Source organism: Streptosporangium brasiliense (assembly GCF_030811595.1).
Classification (GTDB): Bacteria; Actinomycetota; Actinomycetes; order Streptosporangiales; family Streptosporangiaceae; genus Streptosporangium; species Streptosporangium brasiliense.
The window spans coordinates 502,322-517,828 of record NZ_JAUSRB010000002.1 but is presented as its reverse complement, the minus strand read 5'-3'; the positions used below and the strand labels follow the sequence as shown (position 1 = coordinate 517,828).

Sequence of the window (15,507 nt, the reverse complement as noted above, 5' to 3'; positions counted from 1 at the left end):
GCCCCAAGGGGGCGGGCGCCCCGGCCGGGACGGAGGGATCCGGTCCGGGCGGGGCGCTCCGGGCCGGCCGGGCTCGGCGCCCCCCGGAGTGGGCCCGCCCGTCCCGCGCTACTCGGTGGCGGTCTCCTCCTGCGGCGCGACGAGGTGCACCGGGGTCCCCCACGAGGCGAACCGCACGTCGCTGACGCGGGTGACCCCCATGCTGAGCGGCGGCTCCGCCCACGAGGTGACCAGCCTGCTGGGGAGCCCGTCGCGTCCCGTCCACAGCCGCCAGGCCACCTTCATGGCCGCGACCTTGGCGTTCGGCCTCTTGCGCAGGTCCGCCCGGTAGGACGGCGAGACGCGGTAGAGCGCGCCGAAGGTGATCACGCCCTTGTGGAGGGTCGCGCCGGGCTTCTTGACGGTGCTGGTGGACAGCAGGGCCTTCAGCGTGGCCGGCTCCAGGACGAGGACCGGGGTCAGGAAGGGAGACAGATCACGGATCTTGCCGGGCGTCCGCATCCACTTCCGGCCCTCGGGGAGGCTCTCGCCGATCACTCCACCGCTCATGTACACGTTCCCGCCGACGGCGAGGTTGCGGACCGGGGTGGCCTTCTCCCCGGGGAGATCAGACCTGGTCAGGATGTCGTATCCGGCCACGCCCGAGGCGCCGAACTGCACGACGCCGCGGCGCTTCTGCGCGGAGAGGGGCTTGCCGTCGGAGTTGGTCCGGCCGCTCTCGACGATCTTCACACCGCGCTGGGCGACGAACTGGGCCTTCAGCGCGGTCACCGGGTCGGTGGGCGCGGTCCGGGCGTGCGCCGGGGCGGCGGTCGTGGACAGGATCAGAGCGCCGGCCACCAGGATGATCCATCGCTTCACGGGGAAGTCTCCTCCTGAGGATAGAAGATCAAAAACCCTAGGGTATGTCGTACCGGAATGTAGGGGTAATACCGATAAAGGCAGCGGATTGGGTGTGATCCTATGGAAACCGGGCCTGTGGACGGCTGAAAGCCGTCATCGGGCCGGGCCCTCACCGCGTGGGCGGTTACGCTGCCCGTAGCTCCCGTCGCGGGTGCCGGTGGCTCCCACGGCGTGGACGGGGCGCAGACAAGGAGGTCTGTATGGACGCCGTGCCGAGGATCCGCGTCGTCATCGCCAAACCCGGGCTCGACGGGCACGACCGCGGTGTGAAGATCGTGGCGCGGGCGCTGCGGGACGCCGGGATGGAGGTCGTCTACACCGGCCTGCACCAGACGCCCGAGCAGATCGTGCGCACCGCCGTCCAGGAGGACGCGGCCGCGATCGGGCTGTCCGTCCTGTCGGGCGCGCACATGACGCTCTTCGCCAGGGTGCTCGAACTGCTGAAGGACGGCGACGCCGACGACATCACGGTGTTCGGCGGTGGGATCATTCCGGAGGCGGACATACCCGAGCTCCACCGGATGGGCGTGGCCCGGATCTTCACACCGGGCGCGACCACCCAGGAGATCGTCGAGTGGGTGCGGAGCGCCGTTCCCGCCCGCGTTTAGGACCCGGTGACCTGCTCATGCCCTTCAGGGGGCTAGGCTTCATTGGCGCAAAACCCGCCGGGCTCCCCTCACCCGTGGAGCCGGCCCGCCGACATCTGTACACCAGCCGGACAAGCAAGGACGGACCCTCGTGGACCTGTTCGAACATCAGGCGAAGGAGCTCTTCGCGGAGTACGGCATCCCGGTGCCGCGTGGCATTGTCGCGCACACCGTGGAGGAGGCACGCGCGGCAGCCGAGCAGCTGACCGGCCGTGTCGTCGTCAAGGCACAGGTCAAGACCGGTGGCCGCGGTAAGGCCGGCGGCGTGAAGGTCGCCGACGACGCCGCCGACGCCGAGCAGAAGGCCACCCAGATCCTCGGCATGGACATCAAGGGCCACACGGTCCACAAGGTCCTGATCGAGGAAGCCAGCGCGATCGCGGAGGAATATTACTTCTCCTTCCTGCTCGACCGCGCGAACCGCACCTTCCTCGCCATCTGCTCCGCCGCGGGCGGCATGGACATCGAAGAGGTCGCGCACAGCACCCCGGAGAAGGTCGCCAAGATCCCGGTCTCCCCGCTCGACGGGGTCGACCGGGCCAAGGCCCGTGAGATCGCCGAGGCCGGCGGCCTGCCGGCGGTCGCGCTCGACGGCGCCGCGGAGCTCATCGAGAAGCTCTGGTGCGCCTTCGTCGACGAGGACGCCTCCCTGGTCGAGGTCAACCCGATGATCCTGTCGGCCGACGGCCAGGTCAAGGCCCTCGACGGCAAGGTCACCCTCGACGACAACGCGACCTTCCGCCAGGCCGACCACGCGGTCTTCGAGGACAAGGCCGCCGAGGACCCCCTTGAGGCCGCGGCCAAGGAGAAGGACCTCAACTACGTCAAGCTCGACGGCAGCGTGGGCATCATCGGCAACGGCGCGGGCCTGGTCATGTCGACCCTCGACGTCGTCGCCTACGCCGGCGAGGCCTTCCCCGGCCGGCCCAAGCCCGCCAACTTCCTCGACATCGGCGGCGGCGCCTCGGCCGAGGTCATGGCGTCCGGCCTGGAGATCATCATCTCCGACCCGTCCGTGAAGTCGATCTTCGTGAACGTCTTCGGCGGCATCACCGCCTGTGACGCGGTCGCCAACGGCATCGTCTCCGCCTTCCAGCTCCTGGAGAGCCGCGGCGAGGCCGTCAGCCGCCCGCTGGTCGTCCGGCTGGACGGCAACAACGCCGAGCTCGGCCGGCAGATTCTGGCCGACGCCAAGCTCTCCGGCGTCGAGCTGGTTGACACGATGGACGATGCGGCCAAGCGTGCCGCCGAACTCGCCGCGGTAGGTGCGTAATGGCTATCTGGCTGACCGAGAACAGCAAGATCATTGTTCAGGGCATGACCGGCGGTGAGGGCACCAAGCACACCCGCCGCATGCTCGCCTCCGGCGCCCGCGTCGTCGGCGGCGTCAACGCCCGCAAGGCCGGCACCACCCACGAGGGCCTGCCCGTCTTCGGCACCGTCGTCGAGGCCGTCAAGGAGACCGGCGCCGACGTTTCGGTCGTCTTCGTGCCCCCGGCGTTCACCAAGGACGCCGTCAAGGAGGCCATCGACGCCGAGATCCCGCTCTGCGTGGTGATCACCGAGGGCGTCCCGGTCCACGACACCACCGAGTTCTGGGCCTACGCGGTCGCCAAGGGCAACAAGACCCGCATCATCGGGCCGAACTGCCCCGGCATCGCCTCGCCCGGCGCCTCCAACGCCGGCATCATCCCCGCCGACATCACCACCGCCGGCCGCATCGGCCTGGTCTCGAAGTCCGGGACGCTGACCTACCAGCTCATGTACGAGCTGCGTGACTTCGGCTTCTCCACCGCCGTCGGCATCGGCGGCGACCCGGTCATCGGCACCACGCACATCGACGCGCTGCAGGCGTTCCAGGACGACCCGGCCACCGACGCGATCGTGATGATCGGTGAGATCGGCGGCGACGCCGAGGAGCGCGCGGCCGCCTACATCGAGCAGCACGTGACCAAGCCGGTCGTCGCCTACGTCGCGGGCTTCACCGCCCCCGAGGGCAAGACCATGGGCCACGCCGGCGCGATCGTGTCCGGCTCGGCCGGCACCGCCCAGGCGAAGAAGGAGGCTCTGGAGAAGGTCGGCGTCCGCGTCGGCAAGACCCCGAGCGAGACCGCCCGCCTGATGCGCGAGGTCATGCAGTCCCGCTAGTCCCGCTGGTTCCGCCAGGGAGGCGCCCGATGTCCAACCGGGCGCCTTCCTCGCTGTCCGGCGCCCTTCCGTAGGGCCGTCCGGCGGTCGCCCGTACGGTCCCGCTGTCCGGCGGCCTTTCGCACGGTCCCGCCGTCCGGCGGTCTCCCGTACGGCGCGCGACACGCGGGGCGGAGGAGTCTCTCCCACGCGGAAGATCCTGAGACCATCGACTATTGTGACGGCCCTTCTCGATCAGCTCCGGACGGCTCCCCGTAACGTCCTCAGCCGTATCCCCCTGCCAGGCGTCACGGGTGACGACGACGACGTCCGCCGGCCGCTCCCCGTATCCGGGATGCTCGCCGCCGCCTGGACTCTCGGCGTGGGCCTGGCGGTGCTCACCACCCTCACCCTGGTCGGCTGGATCGCCTCCCCCAAGGGCGCGCTCGGCCCCGGCCTGCCGGGGGTCTTCCGCACCGCCGCGCAGCTCTGGCTGGCGGCCCACCACGCGGGGTTCGCGATCCCCGGCGGGTCGGTGGGGCTGCTCCCGCTCGGGCTGACGGTGCTGCCGGCCTTCCTGCTGTACCGGGCCGGCATCTGGATGACCCGGGACGCGGACCTGCGCCTGCGGCTGCCCGCCCGGCTGCCCAAGAACAGCCCGAAGGACGAGGCCAACGCCCGGCGCCGGGCCCAACTCGTGCTGGTCGCCCAGGCGGGCGTCTCGCTGGCGGCGCCGTACGCGCTGCTGGCCGGGATCATCGCGCTGGTCACCCGGAACGAGATCACCCAGCCGTTCCTCGGCGACGTGCTGGTCAGCCACGTGGCGGTGGCCTTCCTCGCGGGCTCGCTGGCCACCGCCAGGACGATCGGCCCGTGGCGGTCGATGCTGCGCCTGCTGCCCGAGCGGCTGCGCTCCGTCGTGGTGGCCTCGGCCGCCGCGCTGGGGATCATGCTCGTGGCGGGTGCCGTCATGGTGCTCGCCGCCGTCGCGGTGAACTTCCGGCAGGTCCAGGAGCTGTCCGGCGTCCTGTCGCCCGGCTTCGTCGGCGGCCTGCTGCTCCTGCTGGTCCAGGGGCTCTACCTGGTCAACGCGGTCATCTGGGGGATGGCCTACATCGCCGGTCCGGGCTTCGCGGTCGGCTCCGGCACGCTGGTCGCGCCCACCGGGGTCCAGCTCGGGACGGTGCCGAGCCTGCCGATCCTGGGCGCCCTGCCGGAGACGGGTCCCACCCCGGCGTGGGTGATGGTGGTGATCGCGCTGCCGTTCGCGGCCGGGGCGGTGGCGGGAGTCCTGGGCGTCAGGATCGCGCCGTCGCCGTCGTACGAGGGCGCGCCGCTGTGGGGGTTCGTCTGCGGGCTGGCGACCGGCGCGGCGGCCGGGCTGCTGGCCGCGCTGTCCGGCGGGCCGCTGGGCGGGGCGAGGCTCACCTCGGTCGGTCCGGCGGGCTGGGAGGTCATGCTCTCGGTGACGCTGGAGGTGGGCGTCGCCGCGGGCATCTCGGCGGGGCTGGCCAACTGGTGGCTGATCTTCCGGGGGCACAACACCGCCGTCACCAAGGCCGCCGCCAAGGTCGGCACGGCCACCGCGCCGGTCCGCAAGGCGGGAGTCAAGATCGCGAAGGCGGCGGGGGCGGTGGCCGGCAAGGTCGGCTTCGCCGAGCCCGAGGGCCTGCGCACGCTCCCCGGCCACTGGCTGGACGCCACCGAGTGCGACACCCAGCCGATCCCGGTCATCAGGGACGACTGGGAGGACGAGCACGCCTCGGCGGCGGCGGAGAACCCTCCCCAGCTCCACCACCGCGGGCCGCCACGCCCGCCCCGGCGCGACATCGTCGACGAGTCCGACGACAAGGGCGGCCACGTGATCTACCTGGACCCCTACGCCTGGGACCGCGACTGAGTCGCGGGCGGCCCGCCCCGCCCGAGGAGGGGCCGGGCGGGGGTTCCGCGGGGACCACGCGGCCGGCGGCCCGGGAGCCGCGGGAGCGGCCGGGGTCACCGACCGGCTCACCGAAGGGTCCTGAGAGTCCCCAGGATCGGGACTCCCGGGGTCAGGGGGTTCCCGGGATCAGGGAGGGAACGGGAACTGCACGTCGCCGGGCCGGACGAAGGGCATCTTCTTCTCCATCGCCCGTTCGAGCTGGTCCACGCACTCGTTCTGGGCGGTGACGGTGCCCGCGCCCCGGCGGCACTCGGCGTAGGAGGCCAGCTCGTCGCTGAAGTAGAACTGCATCGCGGTCACTCCCGCGGCGATCAGCAGCGTCAGCACCGACACGGCGACGCCGACGACGGCGGGCGTCGTCGGCTTCGTCACCGAGCGCAGGGCCCCGATCGCGCGGACCGAGGCGACGAGGGCGAACAGCGACATGACGAGCCCCGCGAGGGGGAGCATGAGCGTCAACACCACCGAGGCGAAGGCGAGCCACAACGCCCGCCGTCCCGCGCCCTCCGCCGGCCGTGCCTGGACGGGAGTCGTCACCTGACCTCCTTGCTTCGTGTGAGCGGACAGGCAGATACCCTTGCAGCGGCGTGAGTCCCCGTCGGAATGGAGTGCGTCGGTGTCATCCCAGGCCGCTCGGCTTGTGGTCCTCGTGTCCGGTTCTGGAACCAACCTACAGGCCTTACTGAACGCTGTGGCAGACGAGGCTTACGGGGCCCGGATCGTTGCGGTGGGCGCCGATCGCGACGGTATCGAGGGATTGGCCCGCGCGGAGCGCGCCGGCATCCCCACCTTCGTCGAGAGGCTGGCCGACCACCCGGGGCGTGACGTCTGGGACCGGGCGATCGCGGCGCGGATCGCCGAGCACCGGCCCGACCTGGTCGTCTGCGCGGGGTTCATGAAGATCCTCGGCGAGCCGACGCTGACCGCCTTCCCCGTCCTCAACACCCATCCCGCGCTGCTGCCCGCCTTCCCCGGCGCGCACGGGGTCCGCGACGCCCTCGCGTACGGCGTGCGGATCACCGGCTGCACGGTGATGCTCGCCGACGCCGGGGTCGACACCGGGCCGATCATCGCCCAGGAGGCCGTGCCCGTTCTCGACGGCGACGACGAGGCGTCCCTGCACGAGCGCATCAAGACCGTCGAGCGGGCCCTGCTCGTCAAGACCGTCGGCCGGATGGCCCGTGAGGGCTGGACCGTGGCCGGAAGGACCTTTCGCTTCGGACGACCCGGCGGATGAGCCGGGCGCCCCGGATGAGACCGGAACCAAACAGGAGGATCAGGAAGTGACCCGCATCGCCATCCGGCGCGCGTTGATCGCTGTGTATGACAAGAGCGGGCTGGAGGAGTTGGCCCGCGGACTCGACGCCGCGGGTGTGGAGATCGTCTCCACCGGCGGCACCGCCGCGAAGATCGCGTCGTTCGGTGTCCCCGTCACCCCGGTCGAGGCGCTGACCGGGTTCCCCGAGTGCCTCGACGGCCGCGTCAAGACCCTGCACCCGCGCGTGCACGCCGGCCTGCTGGCCGACAGCGGCAACCCCGCCCACGTCAAGCAGCTCGAAGAGCTGGAGATCGACCCGTTCGAGCTGGTGGTGGTCAACCTCTACCCGTTCCAGGAGACCGTGGCCTCCGGAGCCTCCGACCGTGACTGCGTGGAGCAGATCGACATCGGCGGCCCCGCCATGATCCGCGCCGCGGCGAAGAACCACGGCACCGCCGCGATCGTGGTCGACCCGGGCGCCTACGGCGACGTGCTCGCCGCGGTGGCCGAGGGCGGTTTCACCCTCACCCAGCGCCGCCGCCTCGCCGCGGCCGCCTACGCCCACACCGCCGCCTACGACACCGCGGTGGCCTCCTGGTTCGCCGACGTCTACGCCCCGGAGGAGGGCGCCTGGCCGAGCTACATGGGCGCCGCCTGGGAGCTCAAGTCGCCGCTGCGTTACGGCGAGAACCCGCACCAGGGCGCGGCCCTCTACTCCGGCGGGCGTGACGGCCTGGCCAACGCCGAGCAACTGCACGGCAAGGAGATGTCCTACAACAACTATCTCGACGCCGACGCGGCCTGGCGGGCCGCCTGGGACTTCACCGAGCCCGCGGTGGCGATCATCAAGCACCAGAACCCGTGCGGCATCGCGGTCGGCGCCGACGTCGCCGAGGCGCACCGCAGGGCCAACGCCTGCGACCCGGTCTCCGCCTACGGCGGTGTGATCGCGGTCAACGGCGAGGTCACCGAGGAGCTGGCCCGGCAGATCGCCGAGGTGTTCACCGAGGTCGTGGTGGCCCCGTCCTTCGCCGCGGAGGCGCTGGCCGTCCTCACCCAGAAGAAGAACATCCGGCTGCTGGCCTGCCCGCAGGGGCCGGACAACCGGACCGAGTTCCGCCGGATCGACGGCGGCCTGCTGGTGCAGGCCACCGACCGGGTGGACGCCCCCGGCGACGCCCCGTCCACCTGGGAGCTCAAGGCCGGTCCGGCGGCCTCCGCCGAGGTCCTCGCCGACCTGGCCTTCGCCTGGAAGGCCTGCCGCTCGGTGAAGTCCAACGCGATCCTGCTCGCCGCCGACGGCGCGAGCGTCGGGGTCGGCATGGGCCAGGTCAACCGGGTCGACTCGGCGCAGCTGGCGGTCTCCCGGGCCGGTGACCGGGCCCGGGGGTCGGTGGCGGCCTCCGACGCGTTCTTCCCGTTCGCCGACGGCCCACAGGTGCTCATCGACGCCGGGGTGAAGGCGATCGTGGAGCCGGGCGGCTCCATCCGGGACGCGGACGTGATCGCCGCGGCCGAGGCCGCCGGGATCACCCTCTACTTCACCGGCACCCGCCACTTCTTCCACTGAGCTCCGCTGCCGTGTACGGCCGCCGCACAGGTGGGGCGGCCGTACACGGGAGACAAGAGAGTGGCGGACCGGACAGGATTTTCTGGCCAGAGAAGGTTTAAACCCCGGTTAACCTGAACCATTCCTTCCCTCGCCTCCTGTGGAGATCCCTCATGCCTCTGCTCGATCCCGTCCTGAACGCCTTCGTGATCATGAACGGGTTCTGGGAGAGCCCCTGGCTTCTCCTCATCTTCGCCTTCGGCGCCGCCTACCTGGGCGCCAAGGCCGTGGAGGTCATCCCCTTCACGCGCAGGATCATCGAGCGGAGGGAAGCGGAGCGCGGCTGATCTCGTGGAAGGATTGAACCCATGAGCGCGCAGATTCTGGACGGCAAGGCCACCGCGGCGAAGATCAAGGCAGACCTCACGGCGCGGGTCGCCGCGCTGAGAGAGCGCGGGATCACCCCCGGGCTCGGCACCGTCCTGGTCGGCGACGACCCGGGCAGCCAGATCTACGTGGCCGGCAAGCACCGCGACTGCGCGGAGGTCGGCATCGCCTCCATCCGCAGGGACCTGCCCGCGACGGCCACGCAGGCCGAGGTCGAGGCGGTCATCGACGAGCTCAACGCCGCCGAGGAGTGCACCGGCTACATCGTGCAGCTCCCCCTGCCCCGCCACCTCGACACCATGGCGCTGATCGAGCGGATGGACCCGGCCAAGGACGCCGACGGCCTGCACCCGCTCAACCTGGGCCGGCTGGTCCACACGGTCGACGCGCCGCTGCCCTGCACCCCGCACGGCATCGTCCTGCTCCTGCAGGAGTACGGCGTGCCGATCAAGGGCGCCGAGGTCGTCGTGGTCGGCCGTGGCATCACCGTGGGCCGCTCGCTCGGCCTGCTGCTGACCCGCCGCTCGGAGAACGCCACGGTCACCCTCTGCCACACCGGCACCCAGGACCTGGCGGCTCACACCCGTCGCGCCGACATCGTCGTCGCCGCGGCGGGCGTGCCGCATCTGATCACCGCCGACATGGTCAAGCCCGGCGCCGCCGTGCTCGACGTCGGGGTCTCCCGGGTCGACGGCAAGATCGCCGGTGATGTCGCCCCCGGCGTCAAGGACGTCGCGGGCTTCCTCACCCCCAACCCCGGCGGCGTGGGCCCGATGACCCGGGCCCTGCTGCTGAGCAACGTGGTCGAGGCCGCCGAGAAGCAGGGCTAGGTCTCAGGACGCCCGGCGGCCCGCGGCGGTCGCCGCCGGCTGCGGCTCCGGGGTGCCGGCCGCGCGCTGCGGCGGCACCACCGGGGTCGGCCGGACCAGCCCCAGGGCGACGACCTCGTTGGCCAGCCTGGTGCGCCGGTTGGTCCCCTCCGGGATCCGGAACTTCTGGTAGAGGCGGAGCAGGTGCTGCTTGACCGCGGCCTCCGTCACCACCAGATCGTCGGCGATCTCCCGCGCCGTGGCCGGTGCGACGAACGCCTCGTCCGACAGCGCCGGACGGCACAGCGACGTCAGCACGTCCACCTCCCGCCGGGTCAGCTCCGGAGCCGCGGCGCGGCGGAGCTCGACCTCGGGGGCGAAGTCCTCACGCGGGACTCCGCCGATCCTGCCCCGCGCGGCGCCGAAGGAGACGACGTCGCCGTCGTCGAGCACCCTCCGGGCGATCGGCCTGCCGTTCACCCGCGTGCCGTTGCGGGACAGGCCCAGATCAACGACATACAGGTAGGGTCCGCGCCGGACGAATTCCGCGTGCAGCCGGGACACACTCGGATCGGTGAGCCGGATGTCCACTCCCCGGCCGCGTCCGATCGTCGTGATCTCGGGGCGCAACGGGACCACCTCGCCAGTGTCCTCGATGCGTATGAACGGCCCCTCCACGGCAGTTCCTCCCCAGGTAGCCCGCCGTAACTATTCCTACAGCTCCGGCTTACCCAAACGAGGTGATGCGGAATCGCCTTTGCCAGAAGGAGAATCCCTCATGAAATTGGTCTGGACCTCTCGGGAAGGTTTCCCCTGCTCACGGGTAGACTTCGAACGAAGATAAGCGGAGGAAACACTCATGGCGGACAAGCCCACAAAAGGCCTCGCCGATGTCGTAGCCGCGTCCACAGCGCTCAGTGACATCGACGGTCAGGCCGGTCTCCTTTTCTATCGTGGCTACGACATCCACGATCTGGCCGGCCGCACCACCTTCGAAGAGACCGCCCACCTGCTGCAGCGCGGAAGCCTCCCCAACGGGGAGCAGCTGGCCGCCTACGGGGCGCAGCTCGTCGAAGGGCGTAAGCTCGGCGCGCTCGCCGACGCGAACATCCCGGAGATCGCGGACAGGCAGGCGCCCATGGAGGCGCTGCGCACCCTGGTCTCGCTGGCCGGGGCCGACGATCCGGACAAGGACTCCAACAGTCCCGAGGCCAACCTGCGCAAGGCCGCCCGGCTGACCGCCCAGCAGCCGGTCCTCGTCGCCCGCTACCACGCGGCCAGGACGGGCGCCACGATCCCCGAGCCGGATCCCGGGCTGAGCGTCGCGGCCAACTTCCTGCTGCAGATCACCGGCCGCACCCCCGAGCGGCGCGAGGTCGAGATCTTCGACACCTGCCTGGTCCTGCACGCCGACCACACGATGAACGCCTCGACGTTCGCCGCCCGCGTGTGCGCCGCGACCCTGTCCGACATGCACTCGGCCATCGTGGCGGCCATCGGCACCCTCAAGGGCCCGCTCCACGGCGGGGCCAACGAGCAGGTCATGCGGACCCTGGAGGCGCTCGACCCGGCCGCCGTCGCCCAGTCCGTGCGCGACCGGCTCGCCGCCGGCGAGAAGATCATGGGCTTCGGGCACCGGGTCTACAAGACCGAGGACCCGCGCGCCACGCACCTGCGCAAGATGTCGCAGGAGCTCGCGGACGCCTCCGGCGACGACAAGTTCTACCGCATGTCCAAGGAGATGGAGGAGGTCGTCTTCGAGACGAAGGGCCTCTATCCCAACGTCGACTTCTACGCGGCGACCGTCTACCACTACCTCGGTATCCCGACAGACCTGTTCACTCCGGTCTTCTCGGTCAGCCGCATGGCAGGATGGACCGCACACGTCATCGAGCAGCACGCCGACAATCGCCTGATCCGCCCGGACAGCGAATACATCGGCGAGCGCGACCAGAAGTGGAAGCCGCTCGCCGAGCGATGAGCCGGGTGCGGGCGACGAGTGCGCGAATGAACAGCGGCCATGGGTGGGAGCGGTGAGCACAACTGAAGATCGCTGGAGACCGTATCCGCTGGTGCTGGCGGGTGCGATCCTGGCCGTTACCTTTGCCGTCCTGCTCGACCCCGAGTGGGGTGGGTTCTCTCTCGGTGTGGTCATGACGCTGGGGGCCGTGCTCCGGCTGGTGGGCAGCGGACTGCTCGCCGTACGCACCAGGACGACCGACGCCGTCACGCTCGCCGTCTTCGGCGTCGCGCTGATGGCCGGCTCGCTGGTGCTTCAGTATCCGGCGCTCATGCCGCTTTAAGCCGGACGCACGGGTGGATCGCAAGCCGCCTGAACCCGTCCGATAGCCTCAACGGCCAGTGAGCCTCAAAAGGACTGTCTGGCCAGTGTTAGTTCAGAAGGGGAACCACACGCATGCCCAAGATCAAGGTAGAGGGCCCCGTCGTCGAGCTTGACGGCGACGAGATGACCCGGATCATCTGGCAGTTCATCAAGGACCAGCTGATCCTTCCCTACCTCGACGTCGACCTGAAGTACTACGACCTCGGGATCGAGCACCGTGACGCCACCGACGACCAGGTGACGATCGACGCCGCCAACGCGATCAAGCAGTACGGCGTCGGCGTCAAGTGCGCCACGATCACCCCGGACGAGGCGCGGGTCGAGGAGTTCGGCCTGAAGAAGATGTGGAAGTCCCCGAACGGGACGATCCGTAACATCCTCGGCGGTGTCATCTTCCGCGAGCCGATCATCATGTCCAACGTGCCGAGGCTCGTCCCCGGCTGGACCAAGCCGATCATCATCGGCCGTCACGCGTTCGGCGACCAGTATCGCGCCACCGACCTGAAGATCCCGGGCGAGGGCACGCTGACCCTCACCTACACGCCGAAGGACGGCTCGGAGCCGATCGAGCTCGACGTCTACGACTTCCCCGGGGCCGGCATCGCGATGGCGATGTACAACCTGGACGAGTCCATCCGCGACTTCGCCCGCGCCTCCATGCGTTACGGCCTGTCCCGTGGCTACCCGGTCTACCTCTCCACGAAGAACACGATCCTGAAGGCCTACGACGGCCGCTTCAAGGACATCTTCGCCGAGGTCTTCGAGACCGAGTTCAAGGCCGAGTTCGAGGCCGCCGGCATCACCTACGAGCACCGCCTGATCGACGACATGGTCGCCGCGGCGCTCAAGTGGGAGGGCGGCTACGTCTGGGCGGCCAAGAACTACGACGGCGACGTCCAGTCCGACACCGTCGCGCAGGGCTTCGGCTCCCTCGGCCTGATGACCTCGGTGCTGATGACCCCCGACGGCCGGACCGTCGAGGCCGAGGCCGCCCACGGCACCGTGACCCGTCACTACCGTGAGCACCAGAAGGGCAACCCCACCTCCACCAACCCGATCGCCTCGATCTTCGCGTGGACCCGTGGCCTCCAGCACCGTGGCAAGCTCGACAACACCCCCGCGGTGATCGACTTCGCCGAGAAGCTGGAGCAGGTCTGCATCGAGACCGTCGAGGGCGGCCAGATGACCAAGGACCTCGCCCTCCTCGTCGGCGGCGACGCCAAGTGGCTGACCACCCAGGACTTCCTGGCGGCCCTGGACGAGAACCTGAAGAAGAAGATGGCCTGAGGCGTGTTCCGCGGATCCTCGCCACGGTGAGGATCCACGGACGCGCCCCGGCCGTCCGCCGGGAAACAGGAAGGGCCGCCCGCCGGGCGGCCCTTCCTGTTTCCCGCCCTCGACCCGGCACGCCTGCTCCCGGCACGGCCTGCTCCCGGCGCGGCGGCGGGCGGTCTCCACGGCCGCTACCGGGCGGCCACGGCCGAGGCGTCCTCCTGTCGTCGCCGGGACCCGTCCCCGAGATGTCCTTCTGCCGTCGCTGGGACCCGTTCCCGAGCTGTCGTCGCCGGGACCGGTTCCCGAGGTGTCCTCCTGTGGCCGCCAGGACCCGTCCCCGCGCCGCCCTGAGCTGTCCTCCGGCCAGTGCCGGGACCCGTCCCCATGCCGCGCTCAGATCCCTCCTGCGGCCCGTTCCCGTCCGTGCCGTCCGGGACTGGCTCAGGCCGTCTCCCGCCGTCCGCAGGCCGACTCTCCGCAGCCCCTCCGGCCGCCCCCGCGCCGTCCTCAGCCGGCCGTCACCGCGCCGAGCACGATCAGGTTGTCGTCGGCGAGGCCGGTCACGCGGTGCGCGCGGCCGGTCACGGCGTCCATCCTGAAGAAGCCGGCGGGGCGGCCGCCCGCCTTGGCGCTCAGCCGGACGACGACCTCGTGGGAGTTCAGCCAGCCGACGACCTCCGCCTTGGCGGGGCCGCCCAGGGAGGGGAGCGGCAGGCGCTTGAACACCTGCCGCGACCGGGCGTCGACGATGTGGAGGCTGTCGCCCCCGGCCTCCTCGGCGCCGACCGCGGCCGCGTGCCTGCCGCTGGGGGACTCGCGCCAGGCGCGGTAGCTCTTGCGGAGCCAGCCCGCCGCCTTCTCCGCGGCCGTCGCCTGCCCGGCGGGCAGTGACGTCACGGTCCCGGTGGTGAAGTCGGTCCGCAGCCGGCGCGCGCCGAGCGCGACGGTGAAGTGACGGCCGTCCGGGGAGACGCTCACCCGGGTGCCGGTCTCGGTGTCGGAGGGGGCCAGCGCGGGCGTCAGATACCGCTTCACGCCGCTGTGCAGGTCGTGGGCGACATATCGCCCCTCCGCCGCACTGAGATAGGCGATGCGGCGCCCGTCGGGGCTGAGAGCCGGGCTCAGCCGCCAGGAGCTCCGGCCGTCGCCGTACGCCAGCCGTTCGGCCGCGTCGGGCACGCTCACCGTGGACTCGCAGCGGCCCTTACCCGTGCAGCCGGCGGGCTCGCGCGCCGAGCCGGCCGGGTCGCCGCCGGCCAGCTTGAGCGTCCAGCCCGCGCAGATGACCTTCCCGGCCTTCGGCGGCGCGGAGGCGTCGCCCGCCGAGCCGCCGTCGGGACACCGCTTGGGCACCGCGTAGCGGATCGTGAGGGAGGTACGCGGGGCCTGCCAGGGCTTGAGGCCGGAGCCCGGCTCCGGGCTGCCGGTCGGCTCCGCGCTGGTGACCACCCGCATGGCCTCCGGGGCGTCCGCCGGATGGGACCGGTTCGGCTCGCCCAGTGCCGAGTTCCACACCACTCCCTGCGAGAACAGGGTGAAGGCGGCGATGAGGCCGATCGGGACGAGGGCCGCGATCGCCGTCAGGAAGGCTCCGCGGTTGCGGCGGCGCCGTAGCGCGCGCACCGACCGCGCGGTGAGGTCGGGGACCGACGCCTCGCCCGCCGCGGTCGCCAGCCTCGTCTTCAGCCGGGCCACGTTGCCCTTGGTGAGCGTGGCCACCGCCTCGGTGACCTCCGTCTCCACGGTCTCCACCGGGATGCCGAGGAGGGTGGCCATCTCGGCGTGGGTCCTGCCGTCATGGATGCACGCGACGGTGAGGAGGCGCTGCCGGGGCGGGAGCCGTACCAGGGCGGTGGCCCCCGCGGCGGTGGGCTTGCGGAGGAAACGGCGATAAAGGGCGATGTGGGCGTGTGTAGTGGTGTTCTCCCAGAGGGTGGGGGGCCAGCTGAGGCCGACCGTGCGCAAGGACCACAGGGCCAGGCGGATGGCCTGCTCGTGGCTGCCGGTGAGGAGGAGGGCCGTGCCGACGAGGGAACGCTGATCGCGCTGAACGAATTCGCGATAACCGATATATCGGCGCATGAGGGATTTGCTCCGGCTTGCGTGAGGGACGGTCAACGGTAGTGATCTAAGCGGTTGGAGCGCCAACTTGGGTTGATTGTTGCTAATTGGGTGGTTGGTGGGCCCGCCGACCCCCATCGCCGTAGGTGATGGGAGGTCACTTGGGAGTAACACGGCGGGCGGTGGAGCTACGGCATCGTAAAGT

The 15,507-nt window shown here is 71.0% G+C and carries 15 protein-coding genes; 11 read left to right on the top strand and 4 right to left on the bottom strand.

Annotated elements, in window-relative coordinates; all coding sequences use genetic code 11:
* Positions 1-108: 108 nt before the first annotated feature.
* A complete protein-coding gene (locus J2S55_RS10795) occupies positions 109-861 on the bottom strand; it encodes a hypothetical protein (protein WP_306859366.1) in 753 nt (250 codons plus the stop codon).
* 242 nt (positions 862-1,103) lie between these two features.
* On the opposite strand from J2S55_RS10795, the gene icmB reads away from it, so the two are divergent.
* From icmB to J2S55_RS10775, 4 genes are all read left to right on the top strand, one after another.
* Entirely contained in the window at positions 1,104-1,511 is a 408-nt protein-coding gene (icmB, locus tag J2S55_RS10790; RefSeq protein WP_306859364.1) for a coenzyme B12-dependent isobutyryl CoA mutase small subunit, read from the top strand.
* 130 nt (positions 1,512-1,641) lie between these two features.
* Positions 1,642-2,823 (top strand): ADP-forming succinate--CoA ligase subunit beta, encoded by a 1,182-nt coding sequence (sucC, locus tag J2S55_RS10785; protein WP_306859362.1) that lies wholly within the window; start codon positions 1,642-1,644, stop codon positions 2,821-2,823.
* The gene (gene sucD / locus J2S55_RS10780; protein ID WP_306859360.1) at positions 2,823-3,698 is read left to right on the top strand and encodes a succinate--CoA ligase subunit alpha; all 876 of its coding nucleotides are present in this window, start codon (positions 2,823-2,825) and stop codon (positions 3,696-3,698) included. Before sucC ends, sucD begins: the two co-directional genes overlap by 1 nt.
* A gap of 217 nt (positions 3,699-3,915) precedes the next feature.
* Entirely contained in the window at positions 3,916-5,577 is a 1,662-nt protein-coding gene (locus J2S55_RS10775; protein WP_306859357.1) for a cell division protein PerM, read from the top strand.
* 168 nt (positions 5,578-5,745) lie between these two features.
* Here J2S55_RS10775 and J2S55_RS10770 read toward each other — a convergent pair whose 3' ends face one another.
* Positions 5,746-6,156, bottom strand: a complete 411-nt coding sequence (locus J2S55_RS10770; RefSeq protein WP_306859355.1) for a hypothetical protein — start codon at positions 6,154-6,156, stop codon at positions 5,746-5,748.
* 79 nt (positions 6,157-6,235) lie between these two features.
* Between J2S55_RS10770 and purN the strand changes: the two genes are divergently transcribed.
* The 4 genes from purN to J2S55_RS10750 all read left to right on the top strand — a co-directional run bounded on the left by purN (position 6,236) and on the right by J2S55_RS10750 (position 9,643).
* A complete protein-coding gene (gene purN, locus J2S55_RS10765) occupies positions 6,236-6,856 on the top strand; it encodes a phosphoribosylglycinamide formyltransferase (protein ID WP_306859353.1) in 621 nt (206 codons plus the stop codon).
* 46 nt (positions 6,857-6,902) lie between these two features.
* Positions 6,903-8,447, top strand: coding sequence for a bifunctional phosphoribosylaminoimidazolecarboxamide formyltransferase/IMP cyclohydrolase (gene purH, locus J2S55_RS10760; RefSeq protein WP_306859351.1), 1,545 nt, complete (start codon positions 6,903-6,905; stop codon positions 8,445-8,447).
* 152 nt (positions 8,448-8,599) lie between these two features.
* Positions 8,600-8,773, top strand: coding sequence for a hypothetical protein (locus J2S55_RS10755; RefSeq protein WP_306859349.1), 174 nt, complete (start codon positions 8,600-8,602; stop codon positions 8,771-8,773).
* A gap of 21 nt (positions 8,774-8,794) precedes the next feature.
* Positions 8,795-9,643 carry a bifunctional methylenetetrahydrofolate dehydrogenase/methenyltetrahydrofolate cyclohydrolase gene (locus J2S55_RS10750; RefSeq protein WP_306859348.1) on the top strand — a complete coding sequence of 283 codons (849 nt, stop codon included), beginning with the start codon at positions 8,795-8,797 and terminating at the stop codon, positions 9,641-9,643.
* Positions 9,644-9,646: 3 nt separating this feature from the next.
* On the opposite strand, the gene J2S55_RS10745 is transcribed toward J2S55_RS10750, so the two are convergent.
* Positions 9,647-10,300: an FHA domain-containing protein gene (locus J2S55_RS10745; RefSeq protein WP_306859346.1), complete on the bottom strand. Its 654-nt coding sequence runs from the start codon at positions 10,298-10,300 to the stop codon at positions 9,647-9,649.
* A 181-nt stretch (positions 10,301-10,481) separates the two neighbouring features.
* On the opposite strand from J2S55_RS10745, the gene J2S55_RS10740 reads away from it, so the two are divergent.
* The 3 genes from J2S55_RS10740 (at position 10,482) to J2S55_RS10730 (ending at position 13,253) form a co-directional block, all read left to right on the top strand.
* Positions 10,482-11,603, top strand: a complete 1,122-nt coding sequence (locus tag J2S55_RS10740; RefSeq protein ID WP_306859344.1) for a citrate/2-methylcitrate synthase — start codon at positions 10,482-10,484, stop codon at positions 11,601-11,603.
* A 52-nt stretch (positions 11,604-11,655) separates the two neighbouring features.
* Positions 11,656-11,925 carry a DUF3017 domain-containing protein gene (locus J2S55_RS10735; protein WP_306859342.1) on the top strand — a complete coding sequence of 90 codons (270 nt, stop codon included), beginning with the start codon at positions 11,656-11,658 and terminating at the stop codon, positions 11,923-11,925.
* A 113-nt stretch (positions 11,926-12,038) separates the two neighbouring features.
* The gene (locus J2S55_RS10730; RefSeq protein ID WP_306859340.1) at positions 12,039-13,253 is read left to right on the top strand and encodes an NADP-dependent isocitrate dehydrogenase; all 1,215 of its coding nucleotides are present in this window, start codon (positions 12,039-12,041) and stop codon (positions 13,251-13,253) included.
* Between the two features lie 495 nt (positions 13,254-13,748).
* Here the strand turns inward: J2S55_RS10730 and J2S55_RS10725 are convergent, their stop codons facing one another.
* A complete protein-coding gene (locus J2S55_RS10725; protein ID WP_306859338.1) occupies positions 13,749-15,323 on the bottom strand; it encodes a TolB family protein in 1,575 nt (524 codons plus the stop codon).
* Positions 15,324-15,507: the final 184 nt, after the last annotated feature.

Coding starts and splice junctions, on each gene's coding strand:
- J2S55_RS10725 (WP_306859338.1), bottom strand. CDS start 15,323: ATGCGCCGATATATCGGTTATCGCGAATTCGTTCAGCGCGATCAGCGT.
- icmB (WP_306859364.1), top strand. CDS start 1,104: ATGGACGCCGTGCCGAGGATCCGCGTCGTCATCGCCAAACCCGGGCTC.
- J2S55_RS10755 (WP_306859349.1), top strand. CDS start 8,600: ATGCCTCTGCTCGATCCCGTCCTGAACGCCTTCGTGATCATGAACGGG.
- J2S55_RS10740 (WP_306859344.1), top strand. CDS start 10,482: ATGGCGGACAAGCCCACAAAAGGCCTCGCCGATGTCGTAGCCGCGTCC.
- sucD (WP_306859360.1), top strand. CDS start 2,823: ATGGCTATCTGGCTGACCGAGAACAGCAAGATCATTGTTCAGGGCATG.
- J2S55_RS10730 (WP_306859340.1), top strand. CDS start 12,039: ATGCCCAAGATCAAGGTAGAGGGCCCCGTCGTCGAGCTTGACGGCGAC.
- J2S55_RS10750 (WP_306859348.1), top strand. CDS start 8,795: ATGAGCGCGCAGATTCTGGACGGCAAGGCCACCGCGGCGAAGATCAAG.